General features: G+C 70.8%; 11 protein-coding genes. 8 read left to right on the top strand and 3 right to left on the bottom strand.

The window, feature by feature from the left end; genetic code table 11:
* Window positions 1–2: 2 nt before the first annotated feature.
* Window positions 3–3,188: an efflux RND transporter permease subunit gene (locus tag WMF29_RS43575; RefSeq protein WP_437325943.1), complete on the bottom strand. Its 3,186-nt coding sequence runs from the start codon at window positions 3,186–3,188 to the stop codon at window positions 3–5.
* 7 nt (window positions 3,189–3,195) lie between these two features.
* Window positions 3,196–4,284: an efflux RND transporter periplasmic adaptor subunit gene (locus tag WMF29_RS43570; RefSeq protein ID WP_437325942.1), complete on the bottom strand. Its 1,089-nt coding sequence runs from the start codon at window positions 4,282–4,284 to the stop codon at window positions 3,196–3,198.
* Between the two features lie 332 nt (window positions 4,285–4,616).
* On the opposite strand from WMF29_RS43570, the gene WMF29_RS43565 reads away from it, so the two are divergent.
* Together WMF29_RS43565 and zigA are read left to right on the top strand one after the other, a co-directional pair.
* Window positions 4,617–5,249 (top strand): TetR/AcrR family transcriptional regulator, encoded by a 633-nt coding sequence (locus WMF29_RS43565; protein WP_272101886.1) that lies wholly within the window; start codon window positions 4,617–4,619, stop codon window positions 5,247–5,249.
* 312 nt (window positions 5,250–5,561) lie between these two features.
* A complete protein-coding gene (gene zigA / locus WMF29_RS43560) occupies window positions 5,562–6,812 on the top strand; it encodes a zinc metallochaperone GTPase ZigA (protein WP_437325941.1) in 1,251 nt (416 codons plus the stop codon).
* A 94-nt stretch (window positions 6,813–6,906) separates the two neighbouring features.
* Here zigA and rpmG read toward each other — a convergent pair whose 3' ends face one another.
* Window positions 6,907–7,077, bottom strand: a complete 171-nt coding sequence (gene rpmG / locus WMF29_RS43555) for a 50S ribosomal protein L33 (protein ID WP_437325940.1) — start codon at window positions 7,075–7,077, stop codon at window positions 6,907–6,909.
* 540 nt (window positions 7,078–7,617) lie between these two features.
* On the opposite strand from rpmG, the gene WMF29_RS43550 reads away from it, so the two are divergent.
* The 6 genes from WMF29_RS43550 (at window position 7,618) to WMF29_RS43525 (ending at window position 16,311) form a co-directional block, all read left to right on the top strand.
* Window positions 7,618–8,484, top strand: a complete 867-nt coding sequence (locus WMF29_RS43550; RefSeq protein ID WP_437325939.1) for a fumarylacetoacetate hydrolase family protein — start codon at window positions 7,618–7,620, stop codon at window positions 8,482–8,484.
* An 11-nt stretch (window positions 8,485–8,495) separates the two neighbouring features.
* Window positions 8,496–10,001, top strand: coding sequence for an aldehyde dehydrogenase (NADP(+)) (locus WMF29_RS43545; RefSeq protein ID WP_437325938.1), 1,506 nt, complete (start codon window positions 8,496–8,498; stop codon window positions 9,999–10,001).
* Complete coding sequence (locus WMF29_RS43540) at window positions 9,998–11,947, top strand: YjhG/YagF family D-xylonate dehydratase (RefSeq protein WP_437325937.1); 1,950 nt, start codon at window positions 9,998–10,000, stop codon at window positions 11,945–11,947. The genes WMF29_RS43545 and WMF29_RS43540 overlap by 4 nt, the downstream gene beginning before the upstream one ends.
* Before the next feature lie 478 nt (window positions 11,948–12,425).
* On the top strand, window positions 12,426–13,622 hold the full coding sequence (locus WMF29_RS43535) for a sugar ABC transporter substrate-binding protein (RefSeq protein WP_437331230.1): 1,197 nt from the start codon (window positions 12,426–12,428) through the stop codon (window positions 13,620–13,622).
* Window positions 13,623–13,690: 68 nt separating this feature from the next.
* On the top strand, window positions 13,691–15,259 hold the full coding sequence (locus WMF29_RS43530) for a sugar ABC transporter ATP-binding protein (protein WP_437325936.1): 1,569 nt from the start codon (window positions 13,691–13,693) through the stop codon (window positions 15,257–15,259).
* A complete protein-coding gene (locus WMF29_RS43525) occupies window positions 15,256–16,311 on the top strand; it encodes an ABC transporter permease (RefSeq protein WP_437325935.1) in 1,056 nt (351 codons plus the stop codon). The genes WMF29_RS43530 and WMF29_RS43525 overlap by 4 nt, the downstream gene beginning before the upstream one ends.
* Window positions 16,312–16,313: the final 2 nt, after the last annotated feature.

Below are 16,313 nucleotides of genomic sequence, written 5' to 3'. Positions count from 1 at the left end.
CATCACTCTCCGCCCGCCGGCGCGCTCGCTTCCGGCCCGCCGAGCAGCGCGTCCAGCTCGGCCTCGCCCTTGTCCTCCGCCGCCCTGCGCCGGCGGCGGCGGATCCACTCGGCCGCGTCGTCGAAGAGCGAGTAGGCCACCGGCACGGCGAGCAGCGTGAGGACCAGGGAGAGCGACTGGCCGCCGAGCACGATGGCCCCCGTCGTGCGGTTCTGGCCCGAGCCGACCCCGTGCGAGAGCACGAGCGGGATCATGCCGGCCACGAAGGCGATCGTCGTCATGAGGATCGGGCGGAGCCGGTCCTTGTTCGCCTGCAGGATCGCCTGGAGCCGCGGCATCCCCTCCGCGCGCAGGTGGTTCGTGTGATCGATCTGGAGGATCGCGTTCTTCTTCACCACGCCGAAGAGGACGAGCAGCCCGAGCCCCGAGAAGAGGTTCAGCGACTGGCCGAAGAGCTTGAGCGACAGCAGCGCGAACGGCACCGTGAGCGGCAGCGAGAGCAGGATCGTGATCGGGTGGAGCCACGACTCGAACTGCGCCGCGAGGATCAGGTACATGAACACGAACGCGAGCCCGATGACGACGACGAAGCTCGCCGCCGTGCGGGCCGTGTTCTTGGAGCTGCCCACGGGCTGCGCGGAGTAGCCCGCCGGCATCCGCTGCTCGGCGATGATCCTGTCGAGCGCCGCCTGCACCGCCGTGTCGCCGACGCCGGGGGCGGCGTTCGCGCTGATCGTGATCTGCCGGCGCCGGCCGAGGCGGCCGATCGACGAGGGGCCGCTGTCGGGCTCCATCGTGACGACGCTCTGGAGCGGGACGGCGCCGTGCTTGGACGAGGGCACCGTGAGGAACGCGAGGCTCTCGGCGTCGGCGCGGTGCTTCGCGTCGGCGCGCACGCGGACGTCGTACTGCTCGCCCGCCTCCGAGTACGTCGACACCTTGAGCCCGCCGACGAAGAGCTGGAGCGCGCCGGCCACGTCGGCCACCTGCACGCCGAGATCCGCGGCGCGGTCGCGGTCGATGGTCGCGCGGAGCTCGGGTTTGCCCACGACCAGGCTGTTGTCGACGTCCACGGCGCCGGGGACCTTCCGCAGCTCCTCGGTGATGCGCGCCGCGTACTCGCCCAGCCGGTCGAGATCCGGCCCCTGGATCGCGACCTGGATCCTCGCCGAGGACTGGCCGCCGGACGAGATCGCCTGCACCTCGCCGGCCGTGACGCGCAGCTCCTTCGGCAGCTTCGCGAGGATCTCCTCGCGCACCCGCTGCATGATGGCGAGCTGGCCGAGCGCGCGCTGCTCCGGGTCGACGAGCATCACGTAGACCTTGGCGACGTTCGCGGCCTGCTGATCGCCCTCCCCCACGGTCAGGAGCGTCCGGGTGACGCCCGGGAGCCGGCGCACGTCGCCGGCGATCCGCTCGGCGATGAGGCGGGTCGAGGTGAGGCTCGTCCCCTCGGGCGCGCGCATGTTGATCTCGAACTGCGCCTGGTCGTCCTCGGGGAGGAAGCCGGCGGGCAGCGTCTTGGCGATGGGCGCGCACGAGCCGAGCGCGACCGCCGAGGCGACGACGATCACCCAGCGGCGCTTCATCACCCACGAGAGCGCGGCCATGTAGGCGCGCTCGATCGGCCGGTAGAAGACGTCGACGGCGCGCTCGAGGACCGACGGCTTCGCGGGCGCGCCGTCACCTCCGTCACGCCCGGCGCGCGCGTGCCCCGAGAGCCACCGCGCGGCGAGCGAGGGCGTGAGCGAGAAGCTGACGATCAGCGAGACCCCGATCGCGAACGCCATCGTGAGGCCGAAGCTCTTGAGGAAGCGCCCCACGATCCCGGGCATGAACGCGACCGGGATGAAGACCGCCATGAGCGACAGCGTGGTCGCGAGCACCGCGAGGCCGATCTCCTTCGTCGCGAGCACGGCGGCCGGGAACGGCTTCATGCCCTTCTCGTCGATGTACCGGACGATGTTCTCGAGCACGACGATGGCGTCGTCGATGACGATGCCCACGGCGAGCGCGAGCGCGAGCAGCGTGAGGAAATTCAGCGTGAAGCCGGCGATCCACATCACCGCGAACGTGCCGACGACCGAGATCGGGATCGCGAGCGCCGCGATGAGCGTGCTGCGGGCGTTGCCGAGGAAGAGGAGCACCACCACCGCGGCGAGGAGGGCGCCGAGGACGAGGTGCTCCTTCACGGCGGCGATGCCGGTGCGGATCACGCGCGAGCCGTCGCGCACGACCTCGATCTTCGTCCCCTCGGGCAGCGAGCGCTGCACCTCGTCGAGGCGCGCCTTCACGGCGTCGACGACGGCGACGGTGTTCTGGCCCGACTGCTTGACCACCGACAGGAGGACGGTGCGCCGCTCGTCGAGCTGGGCCCACGTCTTCTCCTCGGCGCGGCCGTCCTCGACGCGGGCGACGTCCGAGAGGCGCACGGCGTGGCCGTCCTGCTCCCGGAGGACGATGCGGCCGAGGGCCTCGGGCGACTCGACCCGCCCCATCACGCGGAGCGTGAGGTCCTCGGGGCCGGTCTCGACGCTGCCGCCCGGCGTCATCAGGTTCTGCGCCGCGATCGCCCGCTGCACCTCGGCCGCGGTGATCCCCTGCGCCCGCAGGGCGATCGCGTCGAGCCAGACGTTGATCTGCCGGCTCTGCGCGCCGATCAGGCTGACCTGGCCGACGCCGGAGATGCTCTCGATCTGCCGGCGCACCCGCTTGTCGACGATCTCGCTGAGCTCGCGGATCGGCTGATCCGACGACACGGAGACGAGCATCACCGGGGCCGCGCCGAGGTCGATCCTGCTCACGATCGGCGGATCGATGCCCTTGGGCAGGCTGGGCAGGACGACGCTTATCTTGTCGCGCACCTCCTGGGCCGCGACGTCGGCGTTCTTCTCCAGATCGAAGCCGACGACGACCTGGCTCACGCCCTGGGTCGACGTCGAGCGGAGGTCCTCGATGCCGCTGATGGTGTTCACAGCGCCCTCGATCCGGTCGGAGATCTCGGCCTCGACCTCCTCGGGCGCCGCGCCGTCGAGGCGCGTCGTGACGACGACGTACGGGACGTCGATGTTGGGGAACTGGTCGAGGCCGAGCCGGGTGTAGCCGGCGACGCCGAGTACCACGATGACGAGCATGAGGACCGACGCGAAGACGGGCCTCTTGACGCAGACGCGGGCGAGCCACTGCATGTCGACCTCACTCCACGGCTTGGCCGTTCTGGAGCGCCTCGGACGGGTTGATGACGATCGCTTCCCCTGCGCGGACGCCGCGGAGGACGGCCACGGCGTCGCCCTTCTCCACGCCGGTCTGCACGACGCGCTCCTCGATCCGGTGGTCGACGACGGCGAACAGGTGCGCGCGCCCGTCCCGCGGGACGATGGCGGACCTCGGCACCACCGGGGTAGGCGCCTCGGCCGTCGCGAGCGCGACGGACGCGAACATGCCCGCCCGCAGCGCGCCGTCGGGGTCCTGCACCTCGGCCTCGGCGACGAGATCGCGCGTGGCCTCGCGGACCGCGGCGCCGATCCAGCGCACCGTGCCCGCGAACGAGCGCCCCGGGTACGCCGGCACGGTGAAGGTCAGCGCGCCGCCGGTCTTGACGGCCGCGAGGCTCGCCTCCGGCACGGTGAACCGGAGGCGCGGCGCGCCCTTCGAGACGAGCGCGACGACCCGGGAGTCCTGGCGGACGTACTCGCCGACGTCGACGAAGCGCTCGGCGACCACCCCGTCGAACGGCGCGCGGATCTGCCCGTCGCCGACGCTCTGCGCGGCGGCGCGGGCGCGGGCGGAGGCGGCCGCGACCGAGAGCGGGGCGCTCCGGCACTGGTCGGCGATCCGGTCGTGCTCGACCCGCGAGATCGCGCCGCTCTCGAGCAGCGCCCCGTAGCGCTCGCACTCGCGCTTCGCCGTCTCTTCCTGGGCGCGGGTCAGCGCGGCGTTCGCCTGCGCCTCCGCGGCGGAGAGCGCGGCGGCGCGGACGTCGAGGCGCGCGAGCAGGTCGCCCTTCTTCACCTCGGCGCCGCGCTCGACGAACGTCTCCACCACGCGGCCGACCGCGTTGGCGGCGAGATCGGTCTCCCGATCCCCGCGCAGCGTGCCTGTGAGCGCGATGCTGCGCGGCATGGGCTGCTCCCGCACTTCCGCGGTCTCGACGCGGACCTTCGGCCCGTTCGTCTCGGCGGCGGTGGAGGCGCTGGCCCTGGTCTCGCAGCCCGCCGCTGCGGCGGCGAGCGCGAGGAGAAGGAGGAGGCTCTGGGCGCGGCCTGTCGTCGTGGTGTGGCTCAAGGGTCCCTCGGGGCAGCGTCGGTCGCGGAGCGGCCTGATCCGGGCGGAGCACGGCCCTCGGCTGAGCACGGCGCCACGCGCGGCGGCGCACGCGCCGGTGCGCTGCGCCGTCCGCTCGTTCCCCCGTCGCCCAGCCTCGGGCCCCACCGCTCGGGCGCGCCGGCGCCCAGGCGATCGCAACCGACAGTTGCGATGGGTATAACACCGCCGAAGCCGACTGCAACCACTGGTTGCGATGATCGCAACGAAAGGGTGCGATAGCCGGCCACGCCGTGAACACGCCGTGAAATTGGGCTGGCGTGTGCCGCGCGGCGGAACTTCAATGGCGGCCGATGCAGGCGACGACGGCGAAGCGCACGGCGAAGCGAGGCTCCGCGAAGACGCGCGCGCTCGTGCGAGGCGAGCCTGTCGTGCGGGGCATCCTCGCCGCCACGCTGGAGGAGCTCGCCAGCGCGGGGTATCGCGCGCTCCGGATCGAGGACGTGGCGACGCGCGCGGGGGTCAACAAGACCACCGTCTACCGGCGCTGGCCGACGAAGGAGGACCTCGTGCGGGCGGCGCTCCTGTCGGTCACGGACGAGAAGATCATCCCGCCGAACACGGGCTCGCTCCGCGGGGACCTCGTCGCGCTCGGGCGCGCGATCATCGAGATCCAGACGTCGCCGGTGGGGCAGAGCCTCTTCCACGTGTTCCTGTCGGAGGGGCCCGACTCGGAGCTCATGACCATCGCCCGCTCGCTGCGCGCGGTCCAGGAGGCAGGGATCCGGGCCATCATCGAGGCCGCGGTCGCGCGCGGCGAGCTCGCGCCGAGCGCGGATCCGCTGCTGCCGTGCGAGCTGCTCGCGGCCTATCTCCGGCACCGGATGCTCGCGGATCGCACGATCGTCAACGAGGCCCAGCTCGCTCACGTCGTCGATGTGATCCTCCAGGGCGTGCTGCGCCCCGACAGGCGGAAGCAGATCTGAGCCGCAGGGGCGCGGGGCGGCGCGGCGACCTGCGCTCGGCGCGGCGATCGGGTCGGTCTCGGCGCACGGGTTCGCGGCGCACGGGTCCGCGGCGCGCCGGCCCGTGCGCGAGGTGTCCGGCGTACGTCTCGGCAACAGAAGCTATTTCATTGCAAATGCAACTTTGATGCATTAATTCGAGCCCACGCCAGAGTCGGGCCCGGCCGATCGCGCCGCGGCCGCGGATGCGCCTCGTTCACCCCACGCCGCACGCGCGGCGGGCGTACCCGCACGCGCTGGAGCGCGCCGGCGCTGGCGAGAGAGGATCTCGACGTGACGCAAAAGCTCCCTGTAACCGTGCTGTCCGGCTTCCTGGGCGCCGGCAAGACCACGCTGCTCAACCACGTCCTCGCGAACCGCGATTCGCTGCGCGTCGCCGTGATCGTCAACGACATGAGCGAGGTCAACGTCGACGCCGCGCTCGTGCGGGGCGGGGGCGCGGCGCTGCGCCGCGTGGAGGAGCGGCTCGTCGAGATGTCGAACGGCTGCATCTGCTGCACGCTCCGGGAGGATCTCCTCGTCGAGGTGGCCCGCCTGGCGGCCGAGGGGCGCTTCGACTACCTGCTGATCGAGTCGACGGGCATCTCGGAGCCGCTCCCGGTCGCCGAGACGTTCACCTTCGACGACCCGGCGACGGGCAAGCGCCTCTCGGAGGTCGCCCGGCTCGACACGCTGGTCACCGTCGTCGACGCGCAGCGGTTCCTCGCCGACTGGACGAGCGCCGACGACCTGCGCGCGCGCGAGGCCGCGCTGGACGGCGACGACGAGCGCACGGTCGCGGATCTGCTCGTCGAGCAGATCGAGTTCGCGAACGTGCTCGTGCTCAACAAGACGGATCTCGTGAGCGATGACGAGGTCGAGCGGCTCACGGCGATGCTGCTGCACCTGAACCCCGGCGCCCGGATCGTCAGGGCCTGCCGCGGCCGGGTCGATCCTCGAGAGATCCTCGGCACCGGGCGCTTCGACTTCGAGGAGGCGGCGCGCTCGCCCGGCTGGATGCGGGAGCTGCGCGGGGAGCACGTCCCCGAGACCGAGGAGTACGGGATCGAGAGCTTCGTCTACCGCGCGGAGCGCCCGATGCACCCGGAGCGGCTCTGGACCTTCCTCCACGGGGCGGCCGCCTGGGATGGAGTGCTCCGCTCCAAGGGGTTCTTCTGGCTGGCGACGCGCATGGACATCACAGGCGCCTGGTCGCAGGCGGGCGGCGCCGCGTCGTTCGAGGCGGCCGGGCTCTGGTACGCCGCCTTGCCGGAACCGGAAGAGGAGCGGCCGGAGGACGACGGGCCGGTCGCCGCGTGGCATCCGATCTGGGGCGACCGTCGGCAGGAGATCGTCTTCATCGGCGTCGACATGGCCCGAGAGGAGCTCACGCGCGGGCTCGACGCCTGCTTGCTCACGCCGGACGAGATGGCCGCGGGGCCCTCGGCCTGGAGCCGGTTCGAGGATCCCTTCCCGGGGTGGGAGGACGCGAGTGAACCGAGTGAACAGGAGAGCGAGGCCGGGCCGGCGCAGCTCAACTCCTGAGGCGCTCCATGCAGGCCGGCTGACGCAGCCTCGGCGGCGCGCTCGCTGCAGCGCAGCGCGCCCGCGCTGGCTGCAGCGAGCGCTGGAGTCGCGATTACCTGCCTGCTCCCTTCGAGATCTTCCCTTCCGTGAAGACCACGTGTTTGCGGGCGATCGGATCGTACTTCTTCATCTGCATCTTCTCCGTCATCGTCCGCTTGTTCTTCGTCGTGTAGTAGCAGTGACCCGTCCCTGCGGACGAGACGAGCTTGATGACATCGCGCATGAGGTGCCCTCCTTGTCGCCGCTCGGCGTCAGGTCGCGCTCCGCGGCAGCGGCCGCGGAGCGGCTGGCCTGCTGGATGCGACACGTTTACTTCCGCCCTGCCGTTTATGCAATACAATTGCATTAACAACGGGCCTCAGGGCATCTCGATCCATGCGTCTTCGTCGGGGCAGCGCTACGCGTGCACCGGGCTCCCGGCGCGAACAGCAGCCAGGCCCACCACGCCAGCGTGCCGTCGACCCGCTTTCCTAGCAGGGCGGGCCGGCGCGCAAGGTAGGCAGCGCCGACGAGGGCGAAGCTCAGCGCCGGCCAGAGGAGGGCGAACCCGGCGCCGCCGACCACGACCGCAAGCCACAGGAGCGACGCGCTCAGCGCGATGAACAAGGAGCCGTAGCGCATCGAGCCGTCCGATCGTAAGGCCCGGGACGAGAGAAGTGTTGACGCGATTCCAGGATTGCATCGAGAGTGCGTGGGTGGACGCGCAGGGCGGCGCGCTCCTGGCATCGCGATCGACAGGGCGACTCTGTAGGGAGGTGCGGACATGAAGCTGTTTCGGTTTGCGGGCGGTGGCGGTGCTCGGCTCGGGCTCGAGGACGAGCGGGGAGCGCGCCACGACCTCACGGCGGCATCCCCGGAGGCGTTCGCGTCCGTCGCCTCGTGGCTCGCCTTGCCGGATCCCCTCGGCGCGGTGCGCGACGCGCGCGCGCGCGCCACCGCCCACCCCCTCCCGCCCGACGTCCCGCTGCTCGCCCCGATCGACGGGCAGGAAGTCTGGGCGGCAGGCGTCACCTACGAGCGCTCGCGCGCCGCGCGCAAAGAGGAGAGCGCCGGCGGCGGCGACTTCTACGACCGCGTGTACGAGGCCGAGCGCCCCGAGCTGTTCTTCAAGGCGACGCCCCGCCTGGTCGTCGGCCCGGGCGCGCCGGTGCGCATCCGGCGCGACTCGAGCTGGAACGTGCCCGAGCCGGAGCTCTCGCTCGTCGTCTCCACGGCGGGCCGCATCGTCGGCTACACGGCCGGCAACGACGTCTCGTCGCGGTCCATCGAGGGCGACAACCCCCTCTACCTGCCGCAGGCGAAGGTCTACGACGGCTGCTGCGCGCTCGGCCCCGCCATCGTGCTCGCGGACGAGCCCGGGCTCGACCTGCGCGCGCTCTCCATCGAGCTCGCGATCCGGCGCCGTGGCGAGGCGGTGTTCGCGGGGAAGACCTCGACCGCGAGCATGCGTCGCTCGCCCGAGGAGCTCGTCGCCTACCTCACGCGCGAGCTGAGCTTCCCGGCGGGCGTCGTCCTCATGACCGGGACCGGCATCGTCCCGCCGGACTCGTTCACCCTGGAGCCCGGCGATCTCGTGGAGATCACGATCCACGGCGTCGGCACGCTGGCGAACCCGGTATCTCGAGGTTGACGAGGCACCCCATGGAATTCCTTGCCCACGACGCCGCCACCGGGGAAGCGCTCGGCGCCTACCGTGACGCCACCGCCGCCGAGATCGACGCCGCCGCCCGCGCCGCCGCCGCTGCGGCGCCCGCCTTCGCCGGCCTCGCGCCGGAGATGCGCGCCCGGTTCCTGGAGACGGCCGCCGACGAGATCATGGCGCTCGGCGACCCCCTGATCCAGACAGCGCACCGGGAAACCGGGCTGCCCATCGCCCGCCTCGAAGGCGAACGCGCCCGCACCACCGGCCAGCTGCGCCTCTTCGCCGCCGTCGTGCGCGAGGGCTCGTGGGTCGATGCCCGGATCGATCCCGCGCTGCCCGACCGCAAGCCGCTCCCGCGCCCCGACGTGCGGCGCGTGCTGCGGCCGATCGGTCCGGTCGCAGTCTTCGGCGCGAGCAATTTCCCCCTCGCGTTCTCCGTTGCCGGCGGCGACACCGCCTCTGCCCTCGCCGCGGGCAACCCGGTCGTGGTCAAGGCGCACCCGGCGCACCCGGGTACCTCCGAGCTCGCGGCCTCGGCCCTGCGCTCCGCCGTCCAGAAGGCGGGCCTGCCCGCGGGCGTGTTCGGCATGGTGCACGGCGCCTCGCCCGAGGTCTCGCTCGCGCTGGTGCGCCACGAGGCCATCCAGGCGGTGGGCTTCACCGGGTCCAGCCGCGCGGGCCGCGCCCTCTGCGACGCCGCCGCCGCCCGCCCGCGGCCCATCCCCGTCTTCGCCGAGATGAGCAGCATCAACCCGCTGGTCGTGCTGCCCGGCGCGCTGCGCGAGCGCCGCGACGCGATCGCCGAGGGGCTGATCAACTCGTGCACGCTCGGCGTCGGCCAGTTCTGCACCAAGCCCGGCCTCGTCCTGGGGCTGGCCTCCCCTGAATGGGACGCGTTCGCGCGGTCGGTCGCCGACCGAGCCCGCGCCATCAAGCCTGGTGTGATGCTGCACGCCGGTATCCAGGAGTCGTTCGACCGCTCCGTGCGGGAGCTGAGAGGCGTGGAGTGGCTGACCGACGCCGGCGCGCGCGTCGCTCGCGTCTCCGCCGCCGACTTCGCGCGGGAGCCGCACCTCGCGCACGAGATCTTCGGACCGTACACGCTGCTCGTCACCGCGTCGGACCGCGGAGAGTTGGTTCGGCTCCTCGGCGCGCTCGACGGCCAGCTCACCGCCACGCTGCACGGGACCGCCGACGATCTCGCCGCCGCCCAGGACCTCGTCGATGTCCTCGGCCGCGTCGCGGGCCGCCTCCTCTTCAACGGCTACCCGACGGGCGTGGAGGTGTCGCCCGCCATGCACCACGGCGGGCCGTATCCAGCGAGCAGCGACGTGCGCTTCACGTCGGTTGGGACCGCGGCCATCCTCCGCTTCGCGCGCCCCGTTTGCTACCAGTCGTGTCCGCCAGCGCTGCTCCCGCTGGAGCTGCGCGACGAGAACCCGCTCGGGATCTCACGCCTCGTCGACGGCCGAGCCACCCGCGACCCCATCGCACCCCGCGCATGAGCCACGACCCGGTGTTCGAGTCCGGCAGCGAGGCGATCTACACCCTGCGCACCACCGCGCCCGGACCGTCGGGGCGCCTCCCGCTCGGGGCCGAGCAGCTGCGCGCCATGTCCAGCGGCGAGCTGTTCGGCTGGACTCAGAACGCCGGGATGGGGTGGGATCCTGCGCGCCTGCGAGGGAAGCAGTTCCTCGTGCTCAGCACGCAGGGGGGGATCCGCGCGCCCGACGGCACGCCGATCGCGCTCGGGTACCACACCGGGCACTGGGAGGTGGGGCTGCTCATGGAAGAGGCAGCCCGCACGTTCACGGCCGGCGGGGCCATCCCGTTCGCCGGCTATGTCAGCGATCCGTGCGACGGGCGGACCAATGGCACCGTCGGCATGCTCGACAGCCTCGCTTACCGCAACGACGCCGCCATCGTCTTTCGACGGCTGATACGCTCGCTGCCCACCCGCCGCGGCGTGCTCGGCGTCGCCACCTGCGACAAGGGCCTGCCGGCCATGTTGATGGCGCTCGCCGGCACCCCCGACCTCCCCACGGTGCTCGTGCCGGGAGGCGTCACGCTCCTCGCGGAGGAGGCCGAGGACACAGCCAAGGTCCAGACCCTCGCGGCCCGTTATGCGCGCGGGGAGGTGAGCCTCGACTATGCCGCCGAGATGGGCTGCCGCGCGTGCGGTTCCCCCGGCGGCGGCTGCCAGTTCATGGGCACGGCCGCGACGAGCCAGGTGGTGGCGGAGGCGCTCGGCCTCGCCCTCCCGCACGGCGCGCTCAGCCCGTCGGGCGCCGAGATCTGGCGCGACCTGGCCCGCCGCTCCGCGCACGCGCTCATGGCCCTCGAGCTACGTGGGGTGACCACGCGGGACATCGTCACCGACGACTCGGTCCACAACGCCATGGTGCTGCATGCCGCAGTCGGCGGGTCGACCAACCTGGTGCTCCATGTGCCGGCGATCGCCCATGCGGCCGGGCTCCGGCGCCCCACGGTGGACGACTGGGCGCGCATCAACGCCCTCGTTCCGCGCCTCGTGGACGTGTTGCCCAACGGGCCGAAACACCACGCCACGGTCCAGGTCTTCCTCGCGGGAGGCGTCCCGGAGGTCATGCTCCATCTGCGCGAGCTCGGCCTGCTGCGGCTCGGCGCGCGCACCGTCAGCGGCCTTCCCCTCGGCGAGAACCTCGAGTGGTGGGAGCACAGCGAGCGGCGCCGGCGCCTGCGCGACAAGCTGCGGCAGCTGGACGGCATCGATCCGGACGACGTGATCATGTCCGCCGGGAAGGCACGCGAGCGCGGCCTCACCAGCACGGTGACCTTCCTGCGCGGCAACCTCGCGCCCGAGGGAGCGCTCGTGAAGAGCACCGCGATTGCCCCCCAGGTGATCGGACCAGACGGCGTTTATCTGCACGAAGGGCCTGCGCGCGTGTTCGGCAGCGAGGACGCGGCGATCGAGGCGATCAAGACGGGCGCAGTGCAACCGGGTGACGTCATGGTGCTGATCGGCATCGGCCCCGGTATCGGGATGCCGGAGACGTACCAGATCACCTCTGCCCTCAAGCACGTGAAGGATGGGCACCGTATCGCCCTGGTCACGGACGGTCGTTTCTCCGGCGTCTCCACCGGGGCGTGCATCGGCCACGTCAGCCCGGAGGCGTGGGCGGGTGGACCCATCGGCCGCGTGCGCGACGGCGAGCGCATCCGGCTGCGGATCGACACGCGCACGCTGGAGGGGACGGTGGACGTCGTGGGCGTGGATGCCGGCAGCCTTGCCGCCCGTGCGCCCAATCCAGCCCTTCAACCGGACGGCCGAGTGAACCCGGATACGCGGTTGTGGGCTGCGCTTCAGGATGCCAGCGGCGGCAGCTGGGGTGGTTGCGTCTATGATACGGAGCGCATCATCGGGCTCCTCGGTCGCGCCATCGCCGCCGAGCGGAGCTCCTCTGGCACATAAGCTTTTGATATAGCGCCATTTTTCCAGGAAGAGACGGATCCCGTGAGTTTCATCATTCAGCCAACGCGTGCAGCGTGGCTGTACGATGTGAACGATCACAACGAGAAGCTTGACTTCCGGATCGCGTTTGGATTTCCTAAGCCCCGAAACCAGAAGATCTCTCGTGGTAGGCCCCACGAGCGTCGCCGATCGCGTCATTGAATTGTGAGGGCACTCGCGAACTCCGCGTGGTGCCCCGGGAATGACGCGCGACACCGTCGCTCGCCAAACGCGGATCGTTTGTACCCCAGTGCTTTTGCCGTGAGCATGCGGCGGCACACAGACATTGCCCTCGTGGTTGGTGAGGGCGAGAACGTGACGACGTGTGATGGGCCGTAGAGATCTCCATCCGACCACGTCTCTTTGCTCGAAAGGTAGCGGCACGATGTCGATTGGCCAGTTGAAGTCACGTGGATCGGCGCGGCGCGCAATGGCGGTGTTGAGCTGTGCGCTCGGGCTCTGGGGTCTCTCTGCCTGCAAAGACAAGCCCGACAGCGCTCCGGCCGCGGGAGGCTCCGCCAGCGCCGTGGCCTCAGGAGGCTCCGCCAGCGCCGCGGCCGAGCAGGCGCCGAGCGGGCACGGGCCCAAGATCGTTCCAGGGCCCGGCTATAACCCGGAGTGCTTCGCGCCGTGGAAGCAGGACACCAAGTATCTGCAGTGGACGGCGCGAAAGCCGCCGTTCCGCCTCGCGCTCGTCAACGGCTACGTCGGTAACGCCTGGCGCATCCAGATGGTCAAGACGGCCAAGGCCTTCGCCAAGGACCCGGCCATCGCGCCGCTGATCAAGGAGTTCAAGGTGGTGTCGACCGGCACCGACGTCGCGGCCCAGCTCGGCGCGATCGAGGACTTCATCAACCAGGGCTTCGACGGCATCGTCACGCTCGCCGTCAGCCCCGACGGCTTCGATCGCGTGATCCGGCTCGCCGACAAGAAGGACGTCATCCTGGTTCCGTTCGACAACGTGCTCGACACGGACAAGGTGATGCAGGTCAACGAGGACCAGCTGGCGATGGGGCGCCAGTGGGGCGAGTTCCTCGACAAGCAGCTCGGCGGCAAGGGCAAGGTGCTCGAGGTCCGCGGCCTGCAGGGCAACTCCGTCGATCGCGACCGCCACGTCGGCTTCCGCCAGGTCATGGAAGCGCCGGGGAAGAGCTACACCATCGTGGAGGTGGTGGGCAGCTGGGACGACGGCAAGGCCCAGAAGGCGGTGGCCGACGCGCTGGCCGTGCACCGCCAGTTCGACGCGCTCTTCGCGCAGGGCGGCTCGACGGGCGCCGTCCGCGCGCTGCTCGACGCGGGACACAAGCCGATCCCGGTCGCCACGGAGGCCGAGAACGGCGTGCGCAAGCTGATCGCGAAGCACCACGAACAGGGCATGAAGGGCCTGTCGCTCGGCCAGTCGCCGGGGCTCGCGGCCATCGCGATGAAGGCGGCGCTCGAGGGCCTGCAGGGCAAGGTGATGCCGCAGATGATCTCCGTGCCGATCCCCGCCGCCGATCACACCACGCTGAAGGACGGCGAGAGCTTCTTCTCCCAGCTCTCCGACAACTTCTTCACGCCCAACGAGTTCCCGCCCTGCGGGGTCAACATCTCGGGCGTGAAGATCATGAACGAGTCGGAATCCGACGTGAAGTAGACGTCAAGTAGACGTCAAGTAAACGTCAAGTAGACATGAAGTAGCGCCCCGCGGGCCCCCCCAGCATCATGACCGAACCGGTGAGCCCTCCGCTTCTCGAGCTCCGGGCCGTCTCCAAGCACTATGGCGGAGTCACCGCCCTGAGCGGCGTCGACTTCGCCTGCGAGGCGGGGAAGGTGCACGCGATCCTCGGCGAGAACGGCGCGGGCAAGAGCACCCTGATCAAGATCATCGGCGGCGTGGTCAAGCCGAGCGCCGGAGAGCTGTTGCTCCACGGCAAGCCGGTCCGGTTCGACCACCCGATCGAGGCGAACGCCGCCGGCATCGTCTGCGTCTTTCAGGAGCTGTCCCTGATGCCGACGCTGACCGTGGCCGAGAACATCGGCATCTCCATGCCGACGAGCCGCCTGGGGCTCTTCGATCGCAAGGCGCAGGTCCGCAGGGCCGAGGAGCTCCTGGCGCGCGTCGGCTGCGAGGGCGTGAACCCGAACGCCTGGGTGAGCGACCTGCCGCTCTCGCGCCGCCAGATGGTCGAGATCGCGAAGGCGCTCGGCAAGAATCCCCGGCTGCTGATCCTGGACGAGGCCACCTCCGCCCTGACCAACAGCGACGTCAAGAAGGTCTACGACCTCCTGGCCGAGCTCAAGGCTCAGGGCGTCGGCATGCTCTACATCTCGCACCGCATGCACGAGATCAAGGAGCTCGCGGACGTGATGTCCGTCTTCCGCAACGGCCGGCACATCGAGACCTTCGCCAAGGGCCGGCGCAGCGACGACCAGATCGTGGAGCTCATGATCGGCCGTGACATGGGCCACGTCTTCCCGCCGAAGCCGGCGGCCCGCAGCTTCCCTGCGACGCTGCTCGAGGTGAGCGGCCTGAGCTGGGAGCGGCAGCTCGAGGACGTGTCGTTCAAGCTCGGCAAGGGCGAGATCCTCGGCATCGGAGGGCTCGACGGCCAGGGCCAGCGCGAGCTGTTGCTCAGCTTGTTCGGCGTGCTCAAGGATGTTCGCGGCGAGATCAAGATCGACGGCAAGCCGGTCAAGCTGACGAGCCCGCGCCAGGCCAAGGACCGCGCGCACGGCATCGCCCTCGTGCCCGAAGACAGGAAGACCGAAGGCCTGATGCTGCCGATGGCCATCGCCGCGAACCTGTCGCTGGCGTCGCTCGACAAGTTCACGAGCGGCCTGGTGCTCGACCGCCGGCGCGAGGCCGCGCGCGTCGACGAGATGGTGCGCCGCATCCAGATCAAGATCGGCTCGCTCGACCACCCCGTGTCGTCGCTGTCCGGGGGCAATCAGCAGAAGGTCGTGCTGGCCAAGTGGCTGATGACGGAGCCGCGGCTGCTGATGCTCAACGATCCCACCCGCGGCATCGACGTCGGCACGAAGCAGGAGATCTACCAGCTGCTCCGCGAGCTGGCGGACGCCGGCACGTCCATCCTCTTCTACACAACGGACTACGACGAGCTGATCGGCTGCTGTGACCGCGTGCTGGTCCTCTACCGGAACCGCGTTCAGGGCGAGCTCGTGGGACCCGACATCACCGAAAAGAACATCCTGGACCTGGCCCTCGGTCTGCGCGGCGGGCCTGAGCGCGCGAGGCGCGACGACGAACCCGCGCCATCGGAGGCACGATGAAGGACTGGAAGCTCCGCCTGCGCCAGAACCAGGGCCTCCTCGTGGCCGTCGGTCTGTGCATCTTGTTCTACGGGCTCTACTCGTTGTCCCATCCCAAGGGCTTCAGCGCGTCGCTGGTGGGGCAGAACGCCAACGAATCGTTCGTTCTGGTAGCGGCGGCCATGGCCCAGACGATCCCCGTGCTGACCGGCGGCCTGGATCTGTCCGTGGGCGCGGTGATCACGCTCGTCAACTGCGTGGCCTCGCACGTCCTTGCCGGCAGCGCGCTCACGATGTTCCTGGGCATCCTGCTGTGTCTGGCCGTGGGCATGGCGGCGGGCCTCCTCAACGGCTGCCTGGTCGTCTACGGCCGCCTGCAACCGATCATCGCCACGCTGGCCTCGGGCACGATCTTCCTCGGCGTCGCGCTGTTCCTGAGGCCGACGCCCGGCGGCCAGGTCGACGGCGATCTGGCGTTCGCGGCCACCTTCGATCTCAACGAGCTGCTGCAGGCCGCGGGCGCCGCCCCCCTCGACGGCGCGCTGGGCTTCGTCGGCACGATCCCATCGCCCGCGATCTGGATGGCGCTGCTCGCGCTGCTCTGGACCTATTACCGCCGCACCCGCTACGGCCTCGGCGCTTACGCCGTCGGCGCGTCGCAGGAGGCGGCGTACATGTCGGGCGTCCGCATCAAGCGCGTCAAGCTGGCCGCGTACACGCTGTCTGGGTTCTTCGCCAGCGTCGGCGGCCTCTACCTCGCGCTGCAGACGACGTCGGGCAACGCCGACATCCCACAGGCCGGCTCCTACACGCTGAACTCCATCGCCAGCGTCGTGATCGGGGGCACCTCGCTCTACGGAGGGATCGGCGGCGCCATCGGATCGCTCTTCGGCGCGCTCGTGCTGCGCTCCGTCGCCTTCAACTTCCGCGTCTTCGACGAGGGCTCCGCGCTGGGCCTCCTCGCCAATCCGCTCTACCAGCCGCTGTTCGAGGGCCTCATCCTGCTCGCGGCCGTCTGCCTCGGCGCGCTCTGGGTCATCCGCGTGAAGAACCGGCTGCAGGTCTTCAGGTGAGC

Origin of the sequence: Sorangium sp. So ce381 (assembly GCF_051473845.1) — a bacterium.
GTDB classification, from domain to species: Bacteria; Myxococcota_A; Polyangia; order Polyangiales; family Polyangiaceae; genus Sorangium; species Sorangium atrum.
This window is presented reverse-complemented; position numbering and strand designations above follow the sequence as displayed.

Excerpts from the sequence above, each read along its gene's own strand:
- WMF29_RS43575 (WP_437325943.1), bottom strand. The coding sequence starts at position 3,188 with ATGCAGTGGCTCGCCCGCGTCTGCGTCAAGAGGCCCGTCTTCGCGTCG.
- WMF29_RS43565 (WP_272101886.1), top strand. The coding sequence starts at position 4,617 with ATGCAGGCGACGACGGCGAAGCGCACGGCGAAGCGAGGCTCCGCGAAG.
- rpmG (WP_437325940.1), bottom strand. The coding sequence starts at position 7,077 with ATGCGCGATGTCATCAAGCTCGTCTCGTCCGCAGGGACGGGTCACTGC.
- WMF29_RS43550 (WP_437325939.1), top strand. The coding sequence starts at position 7,618 with ATGAAGCTGTTTCGGTTTGCGGGCGGTGGCGGTGCTCGGCTCGGGCTC.
- WMF29_RS43545 (WP_437325938.1), top strand. The coding sequence starts at position 8,496 with ATGGAATTCCTTGCCCACGACGCCGCCACCGGGGAAGCGCTCGGCGCC.
- WMF29_RS43540 (WP_437325937.1), top strand. The coding sequence starts at position 9,998 with ATGAGCCACGACCCGGTGTTCGAGTCCGGCAGCGAGGCGATCTACACC.
- WMF29_RS43530 (WP_437325936.1), top strand. The coding sequence starts at position 13,691 with ATGACCGAACCGGTGAGCCCTCCGCTTCTCGAGCTCCGGGCCGTCTCC.
- WMF29_RS43525 (WP_437325935.1), top strand. The coding sequence starts at position 15,256 with ATGAAGGACTGGAAGCTCCGCCTGCGCCAGAACCAGGGCCTCCTCGTG.